15 protein-coding genes and 1 pseudogene are annotated in these 22,053 nt (G+C 37.4%); 9 read left to right on the top strand and 7 right to left on the bottom strand.

Going from position 1 to position 22,053, the window contains the following annotated elements:
* Positions 1-71 precede the first annotated feature (71 nt).
* The 3 genes from GO593_RS16565 to GO593_RS16555 are packed head-to-tail and all read right to left on the bottom strand — an operon-like array spanning position 72 to position 2,765.
* Positions 72-914, bottom strand: a complete 843-nt coding sequence (locus GO593_RS16565) for an SDR family NAD(P)-dependent oxidoreductase (RefSeq protein ID WP_000049718.1) — start codon at positions 912-914, stop codon at positions 72-74.
* A 45-nt stretch (positions 915-959) separates the two neighbouring features.
* The gene (locus tag GO593_RS16560; RefSeq protein WP_000872847.1) at positions 960-1,820 is read right to left on the bottom strand and encodes an SDR family NAD(P)-dependent oxidoreductase; all 861 of its coding nucleotides are present in this window, start codon (positions 1,818-1,820) and stop codon (positions 960-962) included.
* A 30-nt stretch (positions 1,821-1,850) separates the two neighbouring features.
* Positions 1,851-2,765, bottom strand: coding sequence for an alpha/beta hydrolase (locus GO593_RS16555; protein ID WP_025079730.1), 915 nt, complete (start codon positions 2,763-2,765; stop codon positions 1,851-1,853).
* A gap of 191 nt (positions 2,766-2,956) precedes the next feature.
* Between GO593_RS16555 and GO593_RS16550 the strand changes: the two genes are divergently transcribed.
* Entirely contained in the window at positions 2,957-3,982 is a 1,026-nt protein-coding gene (locus tag GO593_RS16550) for an AraC family transcriptional regulator (RefSeq protein WP_001013802.1), read from the top strand.
* A 73-nt stretch (positions 3,983-4,055) separates the two neighbouring features.
* Here GO593_RS16550 and adeT1 read toward each other — a convergent pair whose 3' ends face one another.
* The 3 genes from adeT1 to adeR all read right to left on the bottom strand — a co-directional run bounded on the left by adeT1 (position 4,056) and on the right by adeR (position 7,023).
* Positions 4,056-5,051 carry a putative multidrug efflux protein AdeT1 gene (gene adeT1, locus GO593_RS16545; RefSeq protein WP_000373596.1) on the bottom strand — a complete coding sequence of 332 codons (996 nt, stop codon included), beginning with the start codon at positions 5,049-5,051 and terminating at the stop codon, positions 4,056-4,058.
* A gap of 123 nt (positions 5,052-5,174) precedes the next feature.
* The gene (adeS, locus tag GO593_RS16540; protein WP_000837455.1) at positions 5,175-6,248 is read right to left on the bottom strand and encodes a two-component sensor histidine kinase AdeS; all 1,074 of its coding nucleotides are present in this window, start codon (positions 6,246-6,248) and stop codon (positions 5,175-5,177) included.
* A gap of 31 nt (positions 6,249-6,279) precedes the next feature.
* On the bottom strand, positions 6,280-7,023 hold the full coding sequence (adeR, locus tag GO593_RS16535) for an efflux system response regulator transcription factor AdeR (RefSeq protein WP_000459547.1): 744 nt from the start codon (positions 7,021-7,023) through the stop codon (positions 6,280-6,282).
* 145 nt (positions 7,024-7,168) lie between these two features.
* Here adeR and adeA point away from each other — a divergent pair, with 145 nt between their 5' ends.
* Together adeA and adeB are read left to right on the top strand one after the other, a co-directional pair.
* Positions 7,169-8,359 (top strand): multidrug efflux RND transporter periplasmic adaptor subunit AdeA, encoded by a 1,191-nt coding sequence (gene adeA, locus GO593_RS16530; RefSeq protein ID WP_001169091.1) that lies wholly within the window; start codon positions 7,169-7,171, stop codon positions 8,357-8,359.
* A complete protein-coding gene (gene adeB, locus GO593_RS16525) occupies positions 8,356-11,466 on the top strand; it encodes a multidrug efflux RND transporter permease subunit AdeB (protein WP_000987607.1) in 3,111 nt (1,036 codons plus the stop codon). Before adeA ends, adeB begins: the two co-directional genes overlap by 4 nt.
* 147 nt (positions 11,467-11,613) lie before the next feature.
* Here adeB and GO593_RS16520 read toward each other — a convergent pair whose 3' ends face one another.
* Positions 11,614-13,875, bottom strand: coding sequence for an ATP-binding cassette domain-containing protein (locus tag GO593_RS16520; RefSeq protein WP_000166999.1), 2,262 nt, complete (start codon positions 13,873-13,875; stop codon positions 11,614-11,616).
* A gap of 1,308 nt (positions 13,876-15,183) precedes the next feature.
* Here GO593_RS16520 and GO593_RS16515 point away from each other — a divergent pair.
* The 6 genes and pseudogenes from GO593_RS16515 (at position 15,184) to GO593_RS16490 (ending at position 22,022) form a co-directional block, all read left to right on the top strand.
* A complete protein-coding gene (locus GO593_RS16515) occupies positions 15,184-15,474 on the top strand; it encodes a hypothetical protein (protein ID WP_000794351.1) in 291 nt (96 codons plus the stop codon).
* A gap of 489 nt (positions 15,475-15,963) precedes the next feature.
* A pseudogene (locus tag GO593_RS16510) lies at positions 15,964-16,489 on the top strand (fimbrial protein).
* Between the two features lie 88 nt (positions 16,490-16,577).
* Complete coding sequence (locus GO593_RS16505) at positions 16,578-17,312, top strand: fimbrial biogenesis chaperone (protein ID WP_000774086.1); 735 nt, start codon at positions 16,578-16,580, stop codon at positions 17,310-17,312.
* A 57-nt stretch (positions 17,313-17,369) separates the two neighbouring features.
* Complete coding sequence (locus tag GO593_RS16500; protein WP_001124962.1) at positions 17,370-19,928, top strand: fimbria/pilus outer membrane usher protein; 2,559 nt, start codon at positions 17,370-17,372, stop codon at positions 19,926-19,928.
* The gene (locus tag GO593_RS16495) at positions 19,925-20,935 is read left to right on the top strand and encodes a fimbrial protein (protein ID WP_000821732.1); all 1,011 of its coding nucleotides are present in this window, start codon (positions 19,925-19,927) and stop codon (positions 20,933-20,935) included. The genes GO593_RS16500 and GO593_RS16495 overlap by 4 nt, the downstream gene beginning before the upstream one ends.
* Positions 20,936-21,047: 112 nt before the next feature.
* Complete coding sequence (locus GO593_RS16490; RefSeq protein WP_000821115.1) at positions 21,048-22,022, top strand: DUF4882 family protein; 975 nt, start codon at positions 21,048-21,050, stop codon at positions 22,020-22,022.
* The last annotated feature ends 31 nt before the right edge of the window (positions 22,023-22,053 follow it).

Here is a 22,053-nt window from a genome sequence, read left to right as displayed (position 1 = left end):
TTAAAATCAATATATAAATTTCTTAATTAAATAAACACGAATATCTCGACAACATCCGTGTTTTAAAAGATTTAAAATGAATTGTGACTTTTTTCTGCCAAAAGCATGGTCTGTTTAAGTTGTTTACGGTTGAAACCTAAAAACTCAATCACATTTCTAAACAATGCGGGTGCTTTAGCAATCGGAGTATTGATTTTAGGTATAACGGTCATATCTTTACGCCGTTCTATGCTTTCAACTGCACCCGAGACAACTTCATCAATAGAGATATATTTCCAAATACCCGAGTTACCTTTCCACACAGCTTTACCTGCTGGGTCATTTTGAATATTGTCCATTAATGGTGTTTTAAAGAAAGTTGGGTGAAGGCTACCAACACCTATATTTAAATATTTTAATTCTAGACGAAGGCTATCACATAAAGCCCAAACGCCTGCTTTACTCGAAGTATAGTGAGTGTTTAATGGGGAGTGTACGAAAGCTGCCATTGAAGATACAGCCAGTAAGTATCCCTGAGTTTGTTTTACATAGGGTATAGCTGCGCGGAAAGTACGAAATACTCCAGTCAGGTTAATATCGATGGTTCGCTCAAAGGTTTCAGGAGCCATATGTTCTAGTGCTTCCGTTGAGCCTATGCCAGCATTTGCAATCACCACGTCAATTTTACCGAAGTGTTGAGCTGCATTTGCCATAGCAGTTTCTAGGCTTTCCAAAGAACGTACATCTGCTACCCAACCTGCGGCAATGCTTTTTCCACCTAGCTGTTTTGCCTGACTTTCAACTTTGTTAAGGTCTAAATCTAGGAGTGCTAGTTTTGCGCCTTTGGCTTGTAATGCTTGAGCAATCGCAAGTCCTAGTCCACCTGTTGAACCTGTAATTACGACAACTTTATCTTTTAATTTGTATTTAGACATATCAGATTTCCAGACATTTTTATAAATGAGCTTTAAGGCAATGGATTATTTCTGGGCAGGTTTAGATTCACTTTCAAGTTGTTGAAGTAATCCCTGCAATTTCTTGTGGCGTATAACCATTGCATCACTAGCTGCATTAAACATTCCGCGTAATATCGAGAACGGAACCCAGCGCACTGGAGCAAAAATCCGTGGCTGTCGGCGCTGTACACCTTTTACAATTGTTTGCGCCATATATTCCGGAGAAATAGGCTTGCGTAACCATGCTGGAAATGCTGCTTCAATCATCTTCGTTACAGTTGCATTACCCCCAAAGGCAACCTTAGCGATTGGTGTTGCTGTCCAGCCCGGATAGACAACACTAGCTGTTGCGCCAGTATATGCAATCTCTGTACGGAGACAGCGTCCGAGCATTTCTACTGCTGCCTTTGAAGCCGCATATGGAGCGTTTGCCATTCCATTGACGAAGCAATAAACAGAAGAGGTTATGAGGATTTGTCCTTCGTTGCGAGTCACCTCTGGTAAGGCAGCACGAACTGTGCGCCAGACACCAAGTAAATCAACTTCAACAATCTTATCGAACTCAGCTTCATCACAGCTAGCAATTGTCGAAGCACCATCACGCCATGAGATACCTGCATTGGCGAAAGCTATATCAAGGTGTCCAAAGTGTTTTATTGTTTTCTGGACTACATCTTTTGTGGCTACTGCATCAGTAATGTCTAGCGCTAAAGGTAAAACACGAGACGCCTCAAATTCAGATGCAAGTTTATCTACAGCTTCCTGTTGCATATCGGTGAGTACCAAGTTTGCACCTAATGCATAAAATTCACGGGCTGTTGCTGCACCAATCCCTCCAGCGGCTCCTGTAATTAAAACAACTTTTTTGTTCAGGTCATATTTCATGGTCTTTCTCCAAATATTTTAAATTTACTGTTACTTGACTGGAACGATGCGTTTAAGAAAGTCGATCTGATCACGAACAACACGCTCAAAAGCTTCTCCAACGTAAATTTCAAAATGACCATCGGCGTAGTGCTTAATTTCATGATTGGGTGTATGGCTCGCATGACGCAATGTTGTTTTTGAGGGGGCCACCGAGTCGGTATCACAGACACAAAACAACACGGGCGCTTGAATACGTGATGTCTTACGGCCTGGGTAATAGCGTATGATGTCGAGTACAAAACGGGCAGCGACATGGTTTGGAATATTTGAACCTGAAGGCATGAGTGCGAGATAGCCTGAATAAGCATCAGGTGCATTCATTAATGCTGTATGTCCTGACGGACCTGCAAGAGGTACCATGACTGGCTTGGCGCCGAGTATTGATCCAATCTTGTCTTTTAAAGCGAGTGCCGTGAGCTTGAGAGTCGTTATTGGATTCATTGCCATGCTAGATGAGAAACCATCAGTAAAGGGGCATTGTGATATAACAGCAGCAAGTCGGTTATCGTCAGCAGCTGTTGCCAGCACATGGCCTCCACCGAAAGAAGTCCCCCATATAACTACGCGGTTTGGGTCAATTTTGTCTAGGCTACGTGCATAGGCAATGGCAGCTTTCCAGTCTTTGAGCTGACTTTTGATATCTAGTAATTGTCGAGGTTGTCCTTCGCTATCACCAAAATAGCGATAATCAAACACTAAACAAGCATAACCCTCTGCCACAAAGCGCTCTGCAAAAGCGGTTAAACGCATTCTACGAGTACCACCCAGACCGTGCGCCATCACAATAATTGGTGTAGTGGCCTCGGTCGCTGGACGATATAAATAGGCGCTGCATTTCATGCCATTTGAATCAAATTGAACATCTAGTGGCGCTTGGGGCACATTATTTAGACTTTTACCCATCGTATTTTTCTCAATATTGGCTATAACGCTATCTTCTGAAAAATAATGAGATAGGGCTTGATGAAAGCTGCCATATTGCTTGACACTTTGCGCCAAAATTTGGATTGAACAGGTATTTTTAGTCATTTGCTTTTGCTTGAAAGCTTTAAGTACACTAATTGATAATTGGCGCCAAATTAGAACTATACGGAATGAATGGATTGAATAAGCCGTTGTATAGAAGAAGGATTTCTGAAATCTATGTTCAGTTATTATTTGAATATCTGGAAAAACTAGGACATGACCCAGAAAAGGTGCTGGGTGAACCATGGCCTAAAGCAGATTCAAATCATTTAGAAGGCGTAGATATCGACCATTGGGAAAGTCTTCTCATTATTGCTAAAGATTATTTAAATGACCCTTTTATTGGTTTGCATGTGGGTCAAACCATTACAGCACAGCATCTAGGTGTTTTAGGGTCAGTCTTTCTTGCCTGTGAAAATCTGGGGGCGGTTTTAGAAAGGTTTGAACGATATCAGCGGCTTGTCTATGACGTTTATCCTGCCACTGTTCGCATTTATACTGAATATGTAGAACTTTCATGGGATACAAAAGGTGAGCAAGTCGGCCCTTTATCGGATGAAACTGGCCGTACCGTTATAGTTCAATTTTGCCGTAGTCTCATTAGAGGAAAAGAAAGACTTAAAGAAATACATTTTATTCATGAACGGCCTGAAAATGTTCAGCCTTATGAGGAGTATTTTGGTTGTCCTGTGCTTTTTGAGCAACCCGTGGCACTGATGCGTTTTGATAAGGAAATCTTAAGTCTACCGCTTAAAAACTCCGACGCCGCCTTAGTTGCCATACTTGAAAAACATGCCGACAAATTACTGGCAAGTCTGCCACATATTGATGAAATTACAGATCAAGTTCGTAAACAGATTGCTTACTTACTTCATCAAGGCGAACCCACTATTGAACAGCTTGCAGAGCGATTAAATTATTCACGTAGAACCTTGCAACGCCGTTTAACCGAGGCAGGTACGAATTTTCGGAAAGAATTAAATATTGTTCGTTACGAATTGGCAAAATCGTATTTAAAAGATCTAAGGCTACAAATTGTAGAAATAGCCTTACTGTTAGGTTATGCCGAGCACAGTCCATTTACACGGGCTTATAAAGAGTGGTCGGGTAAAACACCACAACAAGCTAGAGAAGAAATGAATGAGTTAAGGTAGAACTTATACTATAGGTTCTACCTGTTAGCTCTATACAAATGCTTTAAAAAAGATATGCAGATGTTTTGAGTGTTCATTCATCGTTTAATGCACATTCAAAATTACTTGGGTTCTCTTTACATCTTACTTTTTTCAAAAAGTTCATCATTTTGGGGTCGTAGATACCTGCTTTGGTTAGCTGTATACGAGCCTCGCGCATCATTTTCATATAGTTTAATTGTTCATTTTTCGGAATATCCATCCAATATTTTGAAGGAATATCACTTTCATATTTAGCAATGATGCCAAATGTTCTATTGAGTTGGCTGGCTACCCAAGTTCGAGACTTTTGCCCAAAACCTGCTGGAAATTGGTCTTTACGTATAATGAAGTTTGCTGAAATTTGAGTCAAAGGAAAACGAACAATTGCTCCTTTCTCACCTAAACCTTTGTAGAGTTCAAAAGGTTTAAACGCAACAATAGGAGCGGGCACAATATCAATTTCATGGTTATTAAATTTTGCACCGGCATTGGTAACGTCTACCGATACAGCCTGACCACCGACATGTTGAACAAGCTTTGGTTGCGCTTCATCGTATTTAAATACCCCAATTTTTTTACCGGCAGCTTTGGCGAGAGTATTTATACTTCGATCATTTACAAATAAATAGGCAGGACCAATTGTGCCTAAACCTGCAATTTCATAAGGACCTACCACCATGTTTTTTGCGGCCATTGGTGAGGACAATAGCTTATAGGCATTAATTGCCGTTTTCATATTTGTTAATGCACCAACAGCATCTAAAGATCCTGTATATTTATTAAACTGACGGCCACGTAAACCGCTAATAATAGCGCCATCACATTTTCCAACTTTCAAATCTTCAGCAGCTACACGTTCATCAACATATGCTTTTAAAGATAGATCAGCTCCCCAATTTTTGGCTTCAAGTGCATAATCTTTGGCTAAAGCGAAAGCGTCTCCCGATTTACCAATTGGGTCAAATACACAGACGACTTGTTGTTTGGCATAAAGAGTTGTTGTTAAACATGTACTTGTAATAAGTAAAATAGCTTTAAAACGATCCATATCTAGTTATCCATTATTTAAATTATAAAAATTATTTTATAAATCTTGGTAAGGTTAGATATGGCATTTCAATAAAAATTTTAAGGTAAAAAGTCAAAAGAGAACTTAGGGTCAGGAGGTTATTTAGTTATTCATAGAAATTTTTATGGTGAAAACACTTTTCGAGCCTTGATTGCTATATTGAATAGTGCCTTTCAGTGCCACAACAATTGCATGTACAACAGCAAGACCTAAACCTGTGCCGCCAAATTCTTTATTCCTTGATTCTTCTAATCTAAAGAAAGGCTTAAATAAATCGTCTTGGAACTCGGTTGCAATGCCGGGGCCTTCATCCTCAATTTTTAATATCCAGTTGTCTGCAACCACTTCTGAAGAGATTTTAAGTTTTCCTGCATTTGAATAACGAATTGAGTTATCAATTAAAGCAATTAAAACTTGCTCAATACGACGGCGGTCGCAATATACAGGAGTGGACGTTAGGTCAAGTTCTGGTACTAGCTTAGCTTGATCCAAACGATCTTCAAATGCTTTAAGAACTTTTTCAACTACCGCCTTCAAGTCAAACAATTCATAATTTAACCGGAGTTGCTGGTTCTCTACCAAGCTTAAAGTCCGTAAGTCTTCGACTAAGTGAGATAAACCTTCAACTTGATTTAAAAGGCTTTTAAATAGAACTTCATCAGGTTTAAAAACGCCGTCGATTATGCCTTGTAGGCGGCCTTGTAAAATTGTGATTGGAGCTCTTAATTCATGAGCGATGGCAGCATTCCAAACTTGCGCGTTTTTAACTGAAACCTCTAGCTTTTGAGCCATATCATTAAAATTATATAAAAGCTCCGACATTTCGGCGGAGTGAATTCGGTTATCGTAAGCTCTAGCAGAGAGGTCGCCGTGACTAATTTTTTTTGCTGCTTCGGCTAAGAAGTTAATTGGCACAATAAAACGCTTTGCAAGGCGCATGCCAATCACTAATGAAATAATACAGCCGCAAAAGATAACAGTGGCTAACCAGATCCAGTCTACAAAATGAAAACTGGTCCAATCTTCTTGTTGAAATGAGCTTAAACTAATCCAGCCTTTTTCAATCGCATAGTTATAAATGACATAACCCAGTACTACAGAAAATAGCGTAACGCTTAAATTTACAATAGTTAAGGCAATAAAAAGTTGCTTACTAATTCCTAACTTACTTTTCATAAAATATTCCCTAGCTATTTTTTAATATTATTTAGGCGTCATCTTTTACAGCTGGGGGATTATCTAGCCTATATCCCACGCCACGCACATTAATTAACATTTGAAATATGCCTTGTTCTTCTAGTTTTTTTCTCAGCTTACTTACATGGCTATCTACGGTTCGCTCTAGTGCATCGCTATCATTCATGCAGTGATTCATAAGTTCTCCGCGCGTAAAAACTTTATGAGGTTGGTCAATCATGAATGAAATAATTTTATATTCAGTTAGCGTCAGATTAAGCAAGATTTTCTTATTCTCAGAGTGTATATAAACGCTATGAGTGTCGGTATCAATTTCAATATTTTTATAGAGTTTATTTTTATTAGTTGCCTTATTTGCAAACTGAGTACGTCTTAAAACTGCCTGAACTCTAGCGACGACTTCATTTGGGTTAAAAGGCTTCACCACAAAGTCATCTGCACCTATGCGTAATGCCATAACTTTATCAATATCTTGATCTAGCGCCGTCAGCATGATCACGGGAGTCTGAGCTTTTTGGCGTATTTTATTTAATACTTCCCAACCGTTTAATTCGGGTAATTTAATATCAAGTAAGATTAAATCGATGGGTTGGCTAGCGTGCAATTCAATCGCTTGCTTTCCATTCATGGCCCGAATAACACTCATGCCTTCACGTTTTAAATAATTTTCAATAATGTCGCCAATATCGTAGTCATCTTCTACCACAAGAATAACTTTATCTTGGCAATCAAAAGAAAAAGAATGATCAAACATAGATAATCTGGCTATAGAAAGTGCTTCAACTCATCATACGCTAAATTATCCGTATTTCTCCACACTTACTCCACACTTTAGTGATTATCCCTACACACTCATCAAAAATAATACGAACATCAAAAACTCACTAGGTTTGGACAGTATGCAAAAGCATCTTTTACTTCCTTTATTTTTATCTATTGGGCTGATATTACAGGGGTGTGATTCAAAAGAAGTCGCTCAAGCTGAGCCACCACCGGCTAAAGTCAGTGTATTAAGCATTCAACCGCAATCGGTAAATTTTAGTGAAAATCTTCCTGCACGTGTACATGCATTCCGTACGGCGGAAATCCGTCCGCAAGTCGGAGGTATCATTGAAAAGGTTTTATTTAAACAGGGTAGTGAAGTTAGAGCAGGACAAGCTTTATATAAAATTAATTCCGAGACTTTTGAGGCAGATGTAAATAGCAATAGAGCTTCTCTCAATAAAGCTGAAGCTGAGGTAGCAAGACTCAAAGTTCAGCTAGAACGTTATGAGCAGCTATTACCAAGTAATGCAATTAGTAAGCAAGAAGTAAGTAATGCTCAAGCTCAGTATCGTCAGGCTCTAGCCGATGTCGCTCAAATGAAAGCATTGCTGGCCAGACAAAACTTGAATCTGCAATATGCAACAGTTCGAGCGCCTATTTCTGGGCGTATTGGGCAATCTTTTGTCACTGAAGGTGCATTGGTCGGTCAGGGCGATACCAATACGATGGCAACTATTCAACAGATTGATAAAGTCTATGTTGATGTAAAGCAATCAGTTAGTGAGTATGAGCGCCTACAAGCTGCGCTACAAAGCGGTGAATTATCAGCAAATAGTGATAAAACCGTTCGTATTACCAATAGCCACGGGCAACCTTATAACGTCACAGCAAAAATGTTGTTTGAAGATATTAATGTTGACCCGGAAACAGGCGATGTCACATTCCGTATTGAAGTTAATAACACTGAACGAAAATTACTTCCGGGCATGTATGTGCGTGTCAATATTGACCGTGCTTCTATTCCTCAAGCGCTATTGGTTCCGGCGCAAGCGATCCAACGTAATATCAGTGGCGAGCCTCAGGTATATGTCATCAATGCCCAAGGTACAGCGGAAATTCGTCCTATCGAAATTGGACAGCAATATGAGCAGTTCTATATCGCTAACAAAGGCTTGAAAGTCGGTGACAAAGTCGTTGTTGAAGGTATTGAGCGTATTAAGCCAAATCAAAAATTGGCATTGGCAGCATGGAAAGCACCAACCGTCGCAAATCATGCTTCAAGTGTAGAAACCAAAACTTCTATAGCTGAGGGAGCACAACCATGATGTCACAATTTTTTATTCGTCGCCCCGTTTTTGCTTGGGTTATCGCGATCTTTATTATTATATTTGGATTGCTGAGTATTCCTAAACTGCCAATTGCACGTTTTCCAAGTGTGGCCCCGCCACAGGTGAATATTAGTGCGACTTATCCTGGTGCTACAGCTAAAACCATTAACGATAGCGTTGTAACCTTAATTGAGCGCGAATTATCGGGTGTAAAAAATCTACTCTACTATAGTGCGACAACAGATACCTCCGGTACAGCAGAGATTACGGCTACGTTTAAACCAGGCACAGATGTGGAAATGGCTCAGGTTGACGTTCAAAATAAAATCAAGGCTGTAGAAGCTCGCTTACCGCAAGTTGTACGTCAGCAAGGTTTACAGGTTGAGGCTTCATCGTCCGGATTTTTAATGCTGGTCGGGATTAACTCTCCAAATAATCAATATTCCGAAGTTGATTTGAGTGATTATTTGGTTCGAAATGTTGTAGAAGAGCTAAAACGTGTCGAAGGTGTAGGGAAGGTTCAATCTTTCGGTGCCGAGAAAGCTATGCGTATTTGGGTCGACCCGAATAAGCTTGTTTCTTACGGTTTATCGATTAGTGATGTGAATAATGCCATTCGTGAAAATAATGTCGAAATTGCACCCGGCCGACTTGGTGATTTACCAGCTGAAAAAGGCCAGCTCATTACTATTCCATTGTCTGCTCAAGGGCAATTGTCTAGTCTCGAGCAATTTAAAAATATTAGCTTAAAAAGTAAAACTAACGGTAGCGTAATTAAGTTATCTGATGTTGCCAATGTAGAAATAGGCTCACAGGCATATAACTTTGCCATTTTGGAAAATGGTAAGCCTGCTACCGCGGCAGCAATTCAGTTAAGCCCGGGTGCTAACGCCGTGAAAACTGCCGAAGGTGTTCGAGCAAAAATTGAAGAATTGAAGCTAAATTTACCGGAAGGCATGGAGTTTAGTATTCCTTACGACACCGCGCCGTTTGTTAAAATTTCAATTGAAAAGGTAATTCATACATTACTTGAAGCCATGGTTCTGGTTTTCATTGTGATGTATCTATTTTTACATAATGTCCGCTATACGCTTATTCCAGCAATTGTGGCGCCTATTGCCTTACTCGGTACTTTTACCGTGATGTTGCTTGCCGGCTTTTCAATTAACGTACTCACCATGTTCGGTATGGTGCTTGCCATCGGGATTATTGTCGACGATGCCATTGTCGTGGTTGAAAACGTAGAAAGGATTATGGCGACAGAAGGATTATCGCCTAAAGATGCAACCTCTAAAGCAATGAAAGAGATTACCAGCCCGATTATTGGTATTACGCTGGTATTGGCGGCAGTATTTTTACCTATGGCATTTGCGAGTGGTTCTGTAGGGGTAATCTATAAACAGTTTACCTTGACCATGTCGGTATCTATTTTATTTTCAGCGCTATTGGCACTCATTTTAACACCGGCACTTTGTGCCACAATTTTAAAGCCAATCGATGGGCATCATCAGAAGAAGGGCTTCTTTGCATGGTTTGACCGTAGTTTCGATAAAGTCACTAAAAAGTATGAATTGATGCTGCTTAAAATCATCAAACATACAGTTCCAATGATGGTGATCTTTTTAGTAATTACCGGTATTACCTTTGCCGGAATGAAATATTGGCCAACAGCATTTATGCCAGAGGAAGATCAAGGTTGGTTCATGACTTCGTTCCAGCTACCTTCAGATGCAACCGCAGAGCGTACTCGGAATGTAGTCAATCAATTTGAAAATAATTTGAAAGATAATCCCGATGTAAAAAGTAATACCACCATTTTGGGATGGGGTTTCAGTGGCGCAGGCCAAAACGTAGCTGTGGCTTTTACAACACTTAAAGACTTCAAAGAGCGGACTAGCTCTGCATCTAAGATGACAAGCGACGTTAATACTTCCATGGCGAATAGCACAGAAGGTGAAACAATGGCGGTACTTCCACCTGCAATTGATGAACTGGGTACTTTCTCTGGCTTTAGTCTGCGTTTACAAGATCGAGCTAACTTAGGTATGCCTGCTTTACTGGCTGCTCAAGATGAACTTATGGCAATGGCAGCCAAGAATAAAAAGTTCTATATGGTTTGGAATGAAGGGTTGCCACAAGGTGACAATATTTCTTTAAAAATTGACCGTGAAAAGCTTAGTGCACTTGGTGTTAAGTTTTCTGATGTTTCAGACATCATTTCTACATCAATGGGTTCAATGTATATCAATGACTTCCCTAATCAAGGACGTATGCAACAAGTCATTGTACAAGTTGAGGCTAAATCACGTATGCAATTGAAAGATATCTTGAATCTGAAAGTCATGGGTTCAAGCGGTCAATTAGTCTCATTATCAGAAGTTGTAACGCCACAATGGAATAAGGCACCGCAACAATATAATCGTTACAACGGACGACCATCTTTGAGTATTGCTGGTATTCCTAACTTCGATACGTCATCGGGTGAAGCAATGCGTGAAATGGAACAACTGATTGCGAAATTACCGAAAGGTATTGGCTACGAGTGGACAGGTATTTCCTTACAGGAAAAGCAGTCTGAATCACAAATGGCCTTTTTACTTGGTTTATCCATGTTAGTGGTTTTCCTTGTCTTGGCTGCACTCTATGAAAGCTGGGCAATTCCACTTTCTGTGATGTTAGTTGTGCCACTCGGTATTTTTGGAGCAATCATTGCCATTATGTCTAGAGGGTTAATGAATGATGTGTTCTTCAAAATCGGGCTAATTACCATTATTGGTCTATCGGCAAAGAATGCAATTTTGATTGTTGAATTTGCGAAAATGCTGAAAGAAGAAGGCATGAGTTTGATTGAAGCCACTGTTGCCGCAGCCAAACTTCGCTTACGGCCAATTCTGATGACATCACTTGCATTTACGTGTGGTGTAATTCCTTTGGTGATTGCCTCAGGTGCAAGTTCAGAAACACAACATGCTTTAGGCACAGGGGTTTTTGGTGGCATGATTTCAGCCACCATTCTGGCTATTTTCTTTGTTCCCGTGTTTTTTATCTTCATTCTGGGGGCAGTAGAAAAGCTATTTTCCTCTAAGAAAAAAATCTCATCTTAAGTTCAATGCATCAGGGGAAATACTCAATTTCCTCTGATGCATTTTTACTGATCTGAATGAGAGAATATTACTAACTAATAAATGTCAGCCATTTATAGTCTTTGGGGTTTTAAATTTATATAAAAAGTCAGACTAGCCTATATTTTTTTACAGCTCTAAATATTTTTTCAAATAATAACCTGTTAAAGATTTTTCTGCTGAAAGCAAACCGCTAACAGTTCCTGAGAATACCAATTCACCACCTTTGTCACCCGCCAAAGGACCAATATCAACAATCCAGTCGGCTTGACTTATGATGTCTAAGTTGTGTTCAATCACAATGATTGTGTTGCCTTTCTCAACTAAGTTATTTAATAAACTAATTAGTTTTTCAGTATCAGAAGGGTGTAGACCTGTACTCGGTTCATCCAATACAAAAATATTATCTGTTTCATTAATTTGTTTTGTGAGTTTTAACCTTTGACGCTCACCACCCGAAAATGTATTTAAGCGTTGGCCGATTGCAATGTAGTCTAGCCCCAAACTCATCAAAGAATTAAATTGTTGCTGTAAAATTCGATCTTCAAAAAAGTTGCTTGCTTCTGCAACCGTCATTTTTAAAATTTCAGCAATATTTTTATCTTTATAAAGATATTTTAAAACTTCAGGTGCATATCCAGAACCATGACAAACATCACATGTCATTTCAATATCATCTAAAAATGCAAGTTCAACCCTTTCGATACCAGATCCCTTACATTGAGGGCAAGCACCTTCACTATTAAAACTAAAGAGCTTGGCACTTACTTTATTTGTTTTTGCAAATAGCTGACGAATCGGATCAAGAAGGTCAAGATAGGTCAATAAATTTGAGCGAATACTTGCAGTAATTGCAGATTGATCAACAACTTTTGTTTCAGGATATTGTTGTGGTAATACTTTACTTATTAATGTGCTTTTTCCTGAACCAGCGACTCCTGTAATAACGGTTAGACAGTTCTTAGGAATGTCGACATCAATATTTTTTAAATTGAATAAATGAGCATTTTTAATTGAAATCCATTCATTGCCCATACGTGGTTCTTTCTTATAGGTATTTGGCCTTCTAAAAAACGCTCCTGTTAAACCTGATGAATTTTTTAACTCTTCAAAAGTTCCTTGGTAAATAATTTCACCGCCGTTAATACCAGAAAGAGGCCCCATATCAACGACATGATCAGCTGTTCTAATAAGATCAGGATCATGTTCAACCAATAAAACACTATTTCCCTTATCTCTAATTTTTTGAATAATTTTAATAATATTATCTAAATCTTTGGGGTGCAGGCCAATACTTGGTTCATCAAAAATATAGAGTAGGTCAACCAGACTATTACCCAAATGTTTAACCATTTTAATTCGTTGTGATTCTCCTCCCGACAATGTATTGCTGACGCGGTTAAGGTTTAAATAGCTGAGTCCAACGAGATTTAAGTTATTGAGTTTATTTTTTATTTCGTGCAAAACGGTTTCAAATTTTTCACTTTTTATCGATTCGAGAAACTCTAAAAGACTTGATACGGATAGGGCCGTACATTCCGCAATATTTTTACCATTAATTTTACAAGATAAGGATTTTTGATTTAGCCGTTGTCCCTTACATAAGGAGCATTCTTTGATTGTAATAATTCGCTCAAGTTTATTTCTATAACGATTTCTTTCCTGTGCTTCACCTTTTAAAAAGTTACGCTCAAATCTGGGAATTAGTCCTTCATAAAGTGCGGTTTTTCTCCATTTACTTGTCGGGTTTAAAGGCTTGTGCTGAGGAGCATACAAAAATAAGTCCCATTCTTTTTCACTATAATCTTTTAATTTTTTATCTAAATCAAAGTAACCTGAATCTGCATATCGCGTCCAACGCCATGCTGTAGGTTGATAAGTAGGGAAGTCTATAGCACCTTCTTCATTTAAGGATTTATCTAAATCTAATATTTTGTAAATATCAATTGTTTGCTCGATTCCAATACCTTCGCATTGTGGACACATGCCATTTGGGTGATTAAAAGAAAAGACATTGGAGTATCCAACAAACGGCTCACCCATACGTGAAAATAACAAGCGAAGATTGGCATAAATATCTGTAATTGTTGCAACAGTTGAGCGAATATTGCCCGTTAAAGGTTTTTGATTAATAATCACAGGTACATTTAAATTTTCAATTTTATCAACGTCAGTAACACCAAAATGTTGCAAGCGATTACGTACAAAACTATCTTGAGTTTCATTAATTTGTCTTTGAGCTTCTGCGCCAATAGTCTCGAAAACTAAAGAAGATTTACCTGAACCAGAGACTCCAGTAAAGACAACGATTTTATGTTTAGGAATCTTCAATGAAATATTTTTAAGGTTATTTTGTCTGGCACCATAAATATTTATTGTTCTTTTAGTCATGTGTGATCACTTGAAATCAAAGATTTAGCGTAAAGATAAGGTAAAATTGATGAGAAGGATGTATATGTTTCTTAAGAAAATAGTTTAAATATTTAACTTATAAGCCTTTTCCATATATCAATAAGCAATAAGGGCACTGAAGAACAAGTTTTATGAATAAACACATTGTATAAAGTTCATGTTGTCAGATTTTGCTAACAGATTAAATTAGATTAATAGGGTTAAGGTTGACCCAAACAAGTAATAGAGAATTTCTTAAATTTGTTATGAATTAAATTAAATAAAGTTTTGCTGCATGTGTAGGAGTGAACTTATACCTAATCAATTTGTGGTGGATTACAGTAAAGGTCAAATGTAGCTAGAGCAACAACACAGAGTAAGCAAAGCCTTATATATGGTAGGTTTCCAAATCCTTTATTTAACATAATATACATTATACGAACAATTATATAGTTTAAACTAATCCCTAGTTATTTCTATCTTTCAGATCTAAAGCTCTCTTTACGTAGCTTTAAAGTTATTTGGCTAAACATCACTATCTGAGCATAAATATGACATTCATCTTTCTCTATTTAGCTTTACATAGCTAATATAATTTTATTGATCACTGTATAGCTTTTCTTAGAATCTTTGCTGCACTTAAATTTAGATGATCGTCTTTGGCTAAAGAATTAAAATTTAAATTAAATTTCAGATGAACCATGCTCCTTATACTACTCAATTAAATTCAAACAACTTTATCATTACAGAAATTTTAAAATAATCATTCTGATACTCAACTTTCTGTATTCCTTTTAAATACTTTAAAGATTAAATCTTCTAATTTAGTTCGCCTTATTATTACCTTAAGTTTTTAAGTAAAATTAAATAAATACGAGAATTATTTACAACCTATTCAAAAGTGATTTTATTTTTCATATTTTAATTCGTATAAATAAAAAATCTGAGCTAAAACATTACTTTTAATTTTCGTGAATATATATTATTTCAATAAATATTATAATTAATTAAATTATTTTTTAGCTTGGTATTTTAGGTTAAATTTTTTTAATTTTAATTAAAGCATTTATTATCAATAATTTAATTTTACAATAACTAAGATACATTAATATTTGTAAAGTGTGATTTAATTATCGTTTTAATAAAATAGATGTAGAAATAAAACCTATTTAAACAAATTAAATAATTAGTGAGATACGGGTCACATATTATTTTATGTTTTTTAATTGAAATTGATTTATATATTGTTTTTAAATAAAAAATATTGTATCACTTATATTAACTATTTAATAAATAGGTACTTATAAAATGAAAAATAATATATTTAAAATTTTGGTTTTGGCGGTATTTTCTACTTCCCCACTATTTTGTTATGCAAATAACACAATAATGATCAAAGGAAATATTGTTGAAGACACATGCTCAACAAAAAGTAATGAGATAGAATGTAACGAAGTCAATAATTTGAATATTAAACTTGATAGTGAATATTTAAATAAAGATAGTCTCTATAAATTAGCTCAACATACAGAGAAGATGGACACTAGCATTGAAAGTCTAGGTTCTAATCGAAAGATTATACTTATCAATTATCATTAAGCTCATTTCATCATATTTGATCTTATTACTATAGAAGCTGGCAAAAGAGTGATTCATACAATTCAACATAATTTTTTATGAATTGGGTATTGGGTCACTCTTTTTCTGCAAAAATGTCTATTTGTATCTTTTTTCTATATACATCTGCATAATTTATTCTATATAATTGTATTGTAAGAATTTAAGCTTATTCTTCACGTAAATTGTTTAATTCTTTTCTAATTACATAGTAGCCTTATGTAATTTTCTTATCTCTACGATTCCTTTCTTCTAAACAATAAAAACTATCTATAAAACAGTTATATAAGCTGTGTTAACTAGCTGTTAACTGAATCCTAAAAGTGTGACACAATTAAAACTATAAAAAAATAATGTGACATAGTTTGCATTTTGTTTAAAAAGTGTTAGCATTGTTACATTACTTTTCAAGATGTCAAACACTGGAAAAGTAAGGAATTAAACTTTTATCCAGACTTTTGAGAAAACACTATGAAAAAACTTGCTTTGATCGCTGCTCTTTCGGTTGTAGGGATTGCGAATGCTCAAGCTGCTGATGGTACAATTACAATTAATGGTTTAGTTACAGACAAAACTTGTGACATCGTTACTCCTGCTGGTAAAGATTTCACAGTGACTCTTCCTACTGTTTCTAAACAAACTTTAGCTGTTGCTGGGGATGTTGCTGGCCGTACTCCTTTCCAAATCAACTTAGCTAACTGTTCACAAGGTAAAGTAGCTACTTACTTTGAACCAGGTGCAACTGTTGACTTCAATACTGGTCGTTTACTTAACCAAGACGCTACTGGTGCTAAAAACGTTAACGTTCAACTTTTAGGTAGCAACAATAACTTCATCCCAGTACTTGCTGCTGGTGCAAACGGTGCTCAATCAATGGGTTGACGTAGCTGAAGGTGCAAGTGCTGACCTTAACTACTATGCTGAATACTATGCAACTGGTGCTTCTACTGCTGGTAAAGTAACTACTTCTGTTCAATACACAATTATCTATCAATAATTAATTGATAGCGGGGTTTCTATGTCCGCATGGAAACCCTGTTTTGTGTAGCACTTTCCTGAATCTTTCTTGGTTGAGAACTCGAAAAATGAAATTGAACAGTTATAATTTTTTGTTAGGTTTGGCGTTTGCTTCATCTGTTGCTGCTCCTGCCGCTCAAGCAGAAATTGTAATTCATGGCACCCGTGTAATTTATCCGTCGGATGCTAGAGAAGTTACGCTACAAGTTAGCAATAACGGTTCAAAACCAGCACTTGTCCAAGCTTGGATTGATGAAGGTGATCCAAAAAGTACTCCGGATCAATCAAAAGTTCCTTTTATGATTGCTCCTCCAATTTCTCGTGTTGAAGCGACAAAAAGTCAGACGCTTCGTATTACTGCCCTTCCAAATGCTTCTCAATTTAACCAGAAGCAAGAAACTGTTTTGTGGTTAAACGTTTTGGATATTCCACCAAGACCTACCTCAAAAAATGCAGATACGACACCTGATAACTTCTTACAACTTGCAATTCGTTCCCGGATCAAATTCTTCTATCGTCCGGCTTCAATTAAAGAAGATGCGAATTTAGCAGCAGATAAGCTTCAATGGGTTAAATCTGGTCAGAATTTAACGGTAAAAAATCCAACTCCTTTCCACATTACGATGACTTCTGTTTATCAAAAGGTTGGAGATAAAAAAGTTGATTTATTGCCTCAAGGGCTAATGGTTAAGCCTTTTTCTGAAGCTTCTATTCAGCTTAAGAATAGCAATCTTCAGGATATGAGTTTTATTAATGTCAACGACTATGGTGGTCGAGTCGAACACCAAATAAAACTTCAGTAATCAGATTATCTTTTTAATAAATTTAAGCACCTATTATGTGAGTAGGCGGACTTAGCTATGCCAAAAAAAAGGCAAGAATCTTATAAATTATTAAAACGCCATATTTGTTATTACTTGGCTTCTGGCGTTGTTACAATGACAATGCCTGTGTTCGTGCATGCTGAAGAAGCAGCTGCGAGTGCGCCTGTAGAAGCTGAATTTGATTCTGCTTTTTTAATTGGTGACGCTCAGAAAGTCGATATTTCTCGATTTAAGTACGGCAACCCTGTTTTACCAGGTGAATATAACGTTGACGTTTATGTAAATGGTCAATGGTTTGGTAAACGCCGCATGATTTTCAAGGCATTAGATCCAAATCAAAATGCCGTAACTTGTTTTACTGGAATGAACCTTCTTGAATACGGCGTAAAACAAGAAATTTTAACCAAGCACGCTCCCCTTCAAAAAGAAAATAATAGTTGTTATAAAATTGAAGAATGGGTAGAAAACGCATTTTATGAATTCGATACGTCTCGTTTACGTGTAGATATTTCAATTCCTCAAGTCGCATTACAAAAAAATGCTCAAGGCTATGTCGACCCAAGCGTATGGGATCGCGGGATTAATGCCGGCTTTTTGTCTTATAGTGGTAGTGCGTATAAAACTTTTAATCAGTCTGGTGACCGAAGCGAAACGACCAATGCTTTTATGGGGGTTACGGCTGGACTAAATTTAGCAGGTTGGCAATTACGTCATAATGGTCAGTGGCAATGGCAAGATACGCCTGCGGAAAATCAATCTAAATCAGACTATCAAGAAACAAGTACATACTTACAAAGAGCTTTCCCTAAATATCGTGGTGTTTTAACACTTGGGGATAGTTTTACAAACGGCGAAGTATTTGACTCATATGGTTATCGTGGTATCGATTTTTCAAGTGATGATCGAATGCTACCGAATAGTATGCTTGGTTATGCTCCACGTATCCGTGGTAATGCAAAAACCAATGCAAAAGTTGAAGTACGTCAACAGGGCCAATTGATTTACCAAACAACGGTTGCACCAGGTAATTTCGAAATTAATGACCTTTACCCTACCGGCTTTGGTGGTGAAATTGAAGTTTCTGTTATCGAAGCGAATGGTGAAATACAGAAATTTTCTGTGCCTTATGCCTCTGTTGTACAGATGTTACGCCCAGGCATGAACCGTTACTCATTAACTGTAGGTCAGTTCCGTGATCAAGACATTGATCTGGACCCTTGGATTATTCAGGGTAAATACCAACAAGGTATTAATAACTATTTAACCGGCTATACCGGAATTCAGGCATCTGAGAATTACGCTGCAATATTGCTTGGTGCTGCCGTTGCTACACCAATTGGAGCAATTGCATTCGACGTGACTCACTCCGAAGCTGAGTTTGAAAAACAGGCTTCACAATCAGGTCAAAGTTTCCGTTTAAGTTATAGTAAGTTAATTACCCCGACCAACACAAACTTAACACTTGCAGCTTACCGTTATTCAACCGAAAACTTCTATAAATTGCGCGATGCCCTGCTTATACGTGACCTGGAAGAAAAAGGTGTAAACACTTATGCTGCTGGTCGTCAACGTAGTGAGTTCCAGATTACTTTAAACCAAGGGTTACCTGAGGGTTGGGGTAACTTCTATGTGGTAGGTTCATGGGTAGATTACTGGAATCGTAGCGAGAGTACTAAACAGTATCAGATTGGTTATAGTAATAACTACCATGGTTTAACTTATGGTTTATCTGCAATTAACCGTAAGGTTGAGTACGGTTCAAATGATGCGTCGCATGATACTGAATATTTAATGACGCTTTCATTCCCAATTAACTTTAAGAAGAATTCAGTCAACGTCAACGTTACTGCTTCTGAAGACAGCCGTACTGTTGGTGCAAGTGGAATGGTGGGTGATCGCTTTAGTTACGGCGCTTCTGTGTCACATCAAGACTATGCGAACCCAACATTTAACGCAAATGGTCGTTACCGTACTAACTATGCAACTGTTGGCGGCTCTTATAGTATTGCTGATTCTTATCAACAAGCAATGGTAAGTTTAAGCGGTAGTGTTGTTGCACATTCTGACGGTATTTTATTTGGACCTGAGCAAGGCCAAACCATGGTACTTGTGCATGCACCTGATGCCGCTGGAGCAAAAGTGAATAACACGGTTGGTCTAAGTGTAAATAAAGCGGGTTATGCAGTAGTTCCTTATGTTACGCCATACCGCCTTAATGACATTACTCTTGACCCACAAGAAATGTCGAGCGAAGTTGAACTTGAAGAAACAAGTCAACGTATTGCCCCATTTGCTGGTGCAATTGCGAAAGTAGATTTTGCAACTAAAACAGGCTATGCAGTTTATATTAATAGTAAAACTGCAGATGGCAACAGTTTACCGTTTGCAGCGCAAGTCTTTAACCAGAAAGATGAAGCTGTAGGTATTGTTGCACAAGGTAGTATGATTTACTTACGTACCCCACTTGCTCAAGACCGTCTCTATGTGAAATGGGGTGATGAAAGTAATGAACGTTGTTCGGTTGAGTACAACATCAGTAATGAGTTGCGAAATAAACAACAAAGCATAGTTATGACCGAGGCTGTCTGCAAATGAAAAGAATATTATTAACGGGTGCTCTATTTACCGCGGGCTTTGGTATGTATGGTGAAGCGAATGCTTCATGTATTATAGTTAATTATCAACCAAATGATGTTCGCATGGCAGTAGGCCGTGTTGTTGTACGTCCTAGTGATCCAGTGGGTGCTGTTTTAAGGAAAGCAACTTTCCCTATCAGTAGTAGCGGTACACAAGCGATGTATTGTGATAGTAGAGATACTGTAGTTGCTCAATTAACACAAGCTTATCCATTAAGTTCCTTAGGCAATAGCATCTATACAACCAATATTCCTGGCATTGGTATTCGTTTATATCGTGAAGCAGAGAATAGCAGTAATTTTTCTGGTTATTACCCTTATGAACGTGGCGGTATTTCTGGTACTCGTTATTTGGCATCAGGTTATTTTGTTGTAGAAATCATTAAAATTGCTCCACAAACTGGTTCTGGAACATTAGTACCAGGCAGATATAGTAGTTATTACGTCCGTGGCTTTCCAAATCAGCCGTTTTTAACAAGTACTGTTGATGCTAATGCAATTACCATTGCTTCTTCTTCATGTGAGATTCAAGGTAATATTAATAAAGTTGTACAGTTGCCTACAGTCACAAAGGCAGGTTTTAAAGGCGTTGGCTCAACTCAAGGCGACCAAACTTTTGATATGAACATTCTCTGTAATGGTGGTATTAACCCTACTGGCTATGAAGAGAAAAACCTTATTAGTTTAACTTACGACTTTACCCAAGATGGAACAAACTCTCAGGTACTTGCAAATACTGCTCCGACATCTGAAAAAGCAAACGGAGTAGGTGTACAGTTACTCTGGAACTATCAAAATAAGAATCAGGTCATCAAAAAAGGTGACAAATTAGCATTAGGTACATTGTCTTCTAACCAGACAATTCAATATAACGTACCGATGACTGCCCGTTACTATCAAACAGCAACAAATGTGACTGCTGGTAAGGTCCGTGCAATGGCTACTGTAACTATTGAATATGATTAATCATATTCAATAGTTTTTAAACCTAATAATTTCAAATATTTAAATATTAATAATAAATTTTACTTTAACACTACTTTCTAAGAATTTCATACTTAACTTAATAGGAATATTTATGAAAAGAATAGGTATAGTTGCAGTTAGTGCAGTGACATTATGTTGGGCAATGTATGAGGTATCTTCTGAAAATACCAATACAGTAATGCGTGGCGAATCTAACCAAAAAGTTGTATCTAAAAGCATTCCATCCACTACAAAGAATGAAAAGTTAGCGTCTCAAACTCTCTTGGCTCAAACTACCTCCCTTAATTCCTCTGCCCCAGTCTGTAAATATAATTTTGATGCGACTCAAGAAGATTATGATCTTTGGAACAATGAACATACTGACTATTGGCCAATTAAAATATTCCCATTAATAATTGGCCAAAAATTTAGTCTTAAAGTAGAGCCTATGCCAGAAAATGAGTATGGTACTGTAGAGTATGTAGCTAGAAGTAAAGCTAGTCTTAATTCTACTAATGATATTGGTGATTTAATAATACCTCACACAGGTATTATTGCATTTGAAATAGAGCTTAAGATCCCAACCTCAGCTCTTGGGAGCTCATCACTTGGAAATTCTACTTATTACTCCTCTGGCATTGGTTTTAATGGTGTAACAAATAATGGCTATACCGTCAGATCCAATTTTAGGTTTAATATGGGTACTTATGATCCAGATTTTGGTGAGAATCCTGCTAGATTAAGCTATTCTGTAGCTTACCGACTTAGTGATGAGACTGGCCCTGACAGTCGATATTCTAAAGGTCAAAACATGACAAATAATGCAAATGGATACCAAAGATTAGGTATTTATATTAATCAGAACACTAAGCAAGTTGGCTTTATTATAAATGGTGTTGATCAAGGATATAAATCTACTTTGCCTGCGCCACTTGAGAATATACGCTTTTTTGTTTCAAGTGATATATCAATAGATGCCGAACAATTATTTGGACAAGAGTTGTCGAACGAACTGATTACTGACCGTAATGCGCTACAGTTTAACTACCCTCAGGGTACCACTGACATGTGTGGTAATACCATTTAAGATATAAAACTATAAGTGGTAAAAAAGGGCT

Source organism: Acinetobacter baumannii, assembly GCF_009759685.1.
Lineage (GTDB): Bacteria > Pseudomonadota > Gammaproteobacteria > Pseudomonadales > Moraxellaceae > Acinetobacter > Acinetobacter baumannii.
Note: the sequence above shows the minus strand (reverse complement) of the source record. Positions and strands in the feature narration are given on the sequence as shown.

What these genes read in the sequence shown, in the direction of transcription:
- GO593_RS16565 (WP_000049718.1), bottom strand. Translation starts at nt 914, where the DNA reads ATGTCTAAATACAAATTAAAAGATAAAGTTGTCGTAATTACAGGTTCA.
- GO593_RS16560 (WP_000872847.1), bottom strand. Translation starts at nt 1,820, where the DNA reads ATGAAATATGACCTGAACAAAAAAGTTGTTTTAATTACAGGAGCCGCT.
- GO593_RS16555 (WP_025079730.1), bottom strand. Translation starts at nt 2,765, where the DNA reads ATGGGTAAAAGTCTAAATAATGTGCCCCAAGCGCCACTAGATGTTCAA.
- GO593_RS16550 (WP_001013802.1), top strand. Translation starts at nt 2,957, where the DNA reads ATGAATGGATTGAATAAGCCGTTGTATAGAAGAAGGATTTCTGAAATC.
- adeT1 (WP_000373596.1), bottom strand. Translation starts at nt 5,051, where the DNA reads ATGGATCGTTTTAAAGCTATTTTACTTATTACAAGTACATGTTTAACA.
- adeS (WP_000837455.1), bottom strand. Translation starts at nt 6,248, where the DNA reads ATGAAAAGTAAGTTAGGAATTAGTAAGCAACTTTTTATTGCCTTAACT.
- adeR (WP_000459547.1), bottom strand. Translation starts at nt 7,023, where the DNA reads ATGTTTGATCATTCTTTTTCTTTTGATTGCCAAGATAAAGTTATTCTT.
- adeA (WP_001169091.1), top strand. Translation starts at nt 7,169, where the DNA reads ATGCAAAAGCATCTTTTACTTCCTTTATTTTTATCTATTGGGCTGATA.
- adeB (WP_000987607.1), top strand. Translation starts at nt 8,356, where the DNA reads ATGATGTCACAATTTTTTATTCGTCGCCCCGTTTTTGCTTGGGTTATC.
- GO593_RS16520 (WP_000166999.1), bottom strand. Translation starts at nt 13,875, where the DNA reads ATGACTAAAAGAACAATAAATATTTATGGTGCCAGACAAAATAACCTT.
- GO593_RS16515 (WP_000794351.1), top strand. Translation starts at nt 15,184, where the DNA reads ATGAAAAATAATATATTTAAAATTTTGGTTTTGGCGGTATTTTCTACT.
- GO593_RS16505 (WP_000774086.1), top strand. Translation starts at nt 16,578, where the DNA reads ATGAAATTGAACAGTTATAATTTTTTGTTAGGTTTGGCGTTTGCTTCA.
- GO593_RS16500 (WP_001124962.1), top strand. Translation starts at nt 17,370, where the DNA reads ATGCCAAAAAAAAGGCAAGAATCTTATAAATTATTAAAACGCCATATT.
- GO593_RS16495 (WP_000821732.1), top strand. Translation starts at nt 19,925, where the DNA reads ATGAAAAGAATATTATTAACGGGTGCTCTATTTACCGCGGGCTTTGGT.
- GO593_RS16490 (WP_000821115.1), top strand. Translation starts at nt 21,048, where the DNA reads ATGAAAAGAATAGGTATAGTTGCAGTTAGTGCAGTGACATTATGTTGG.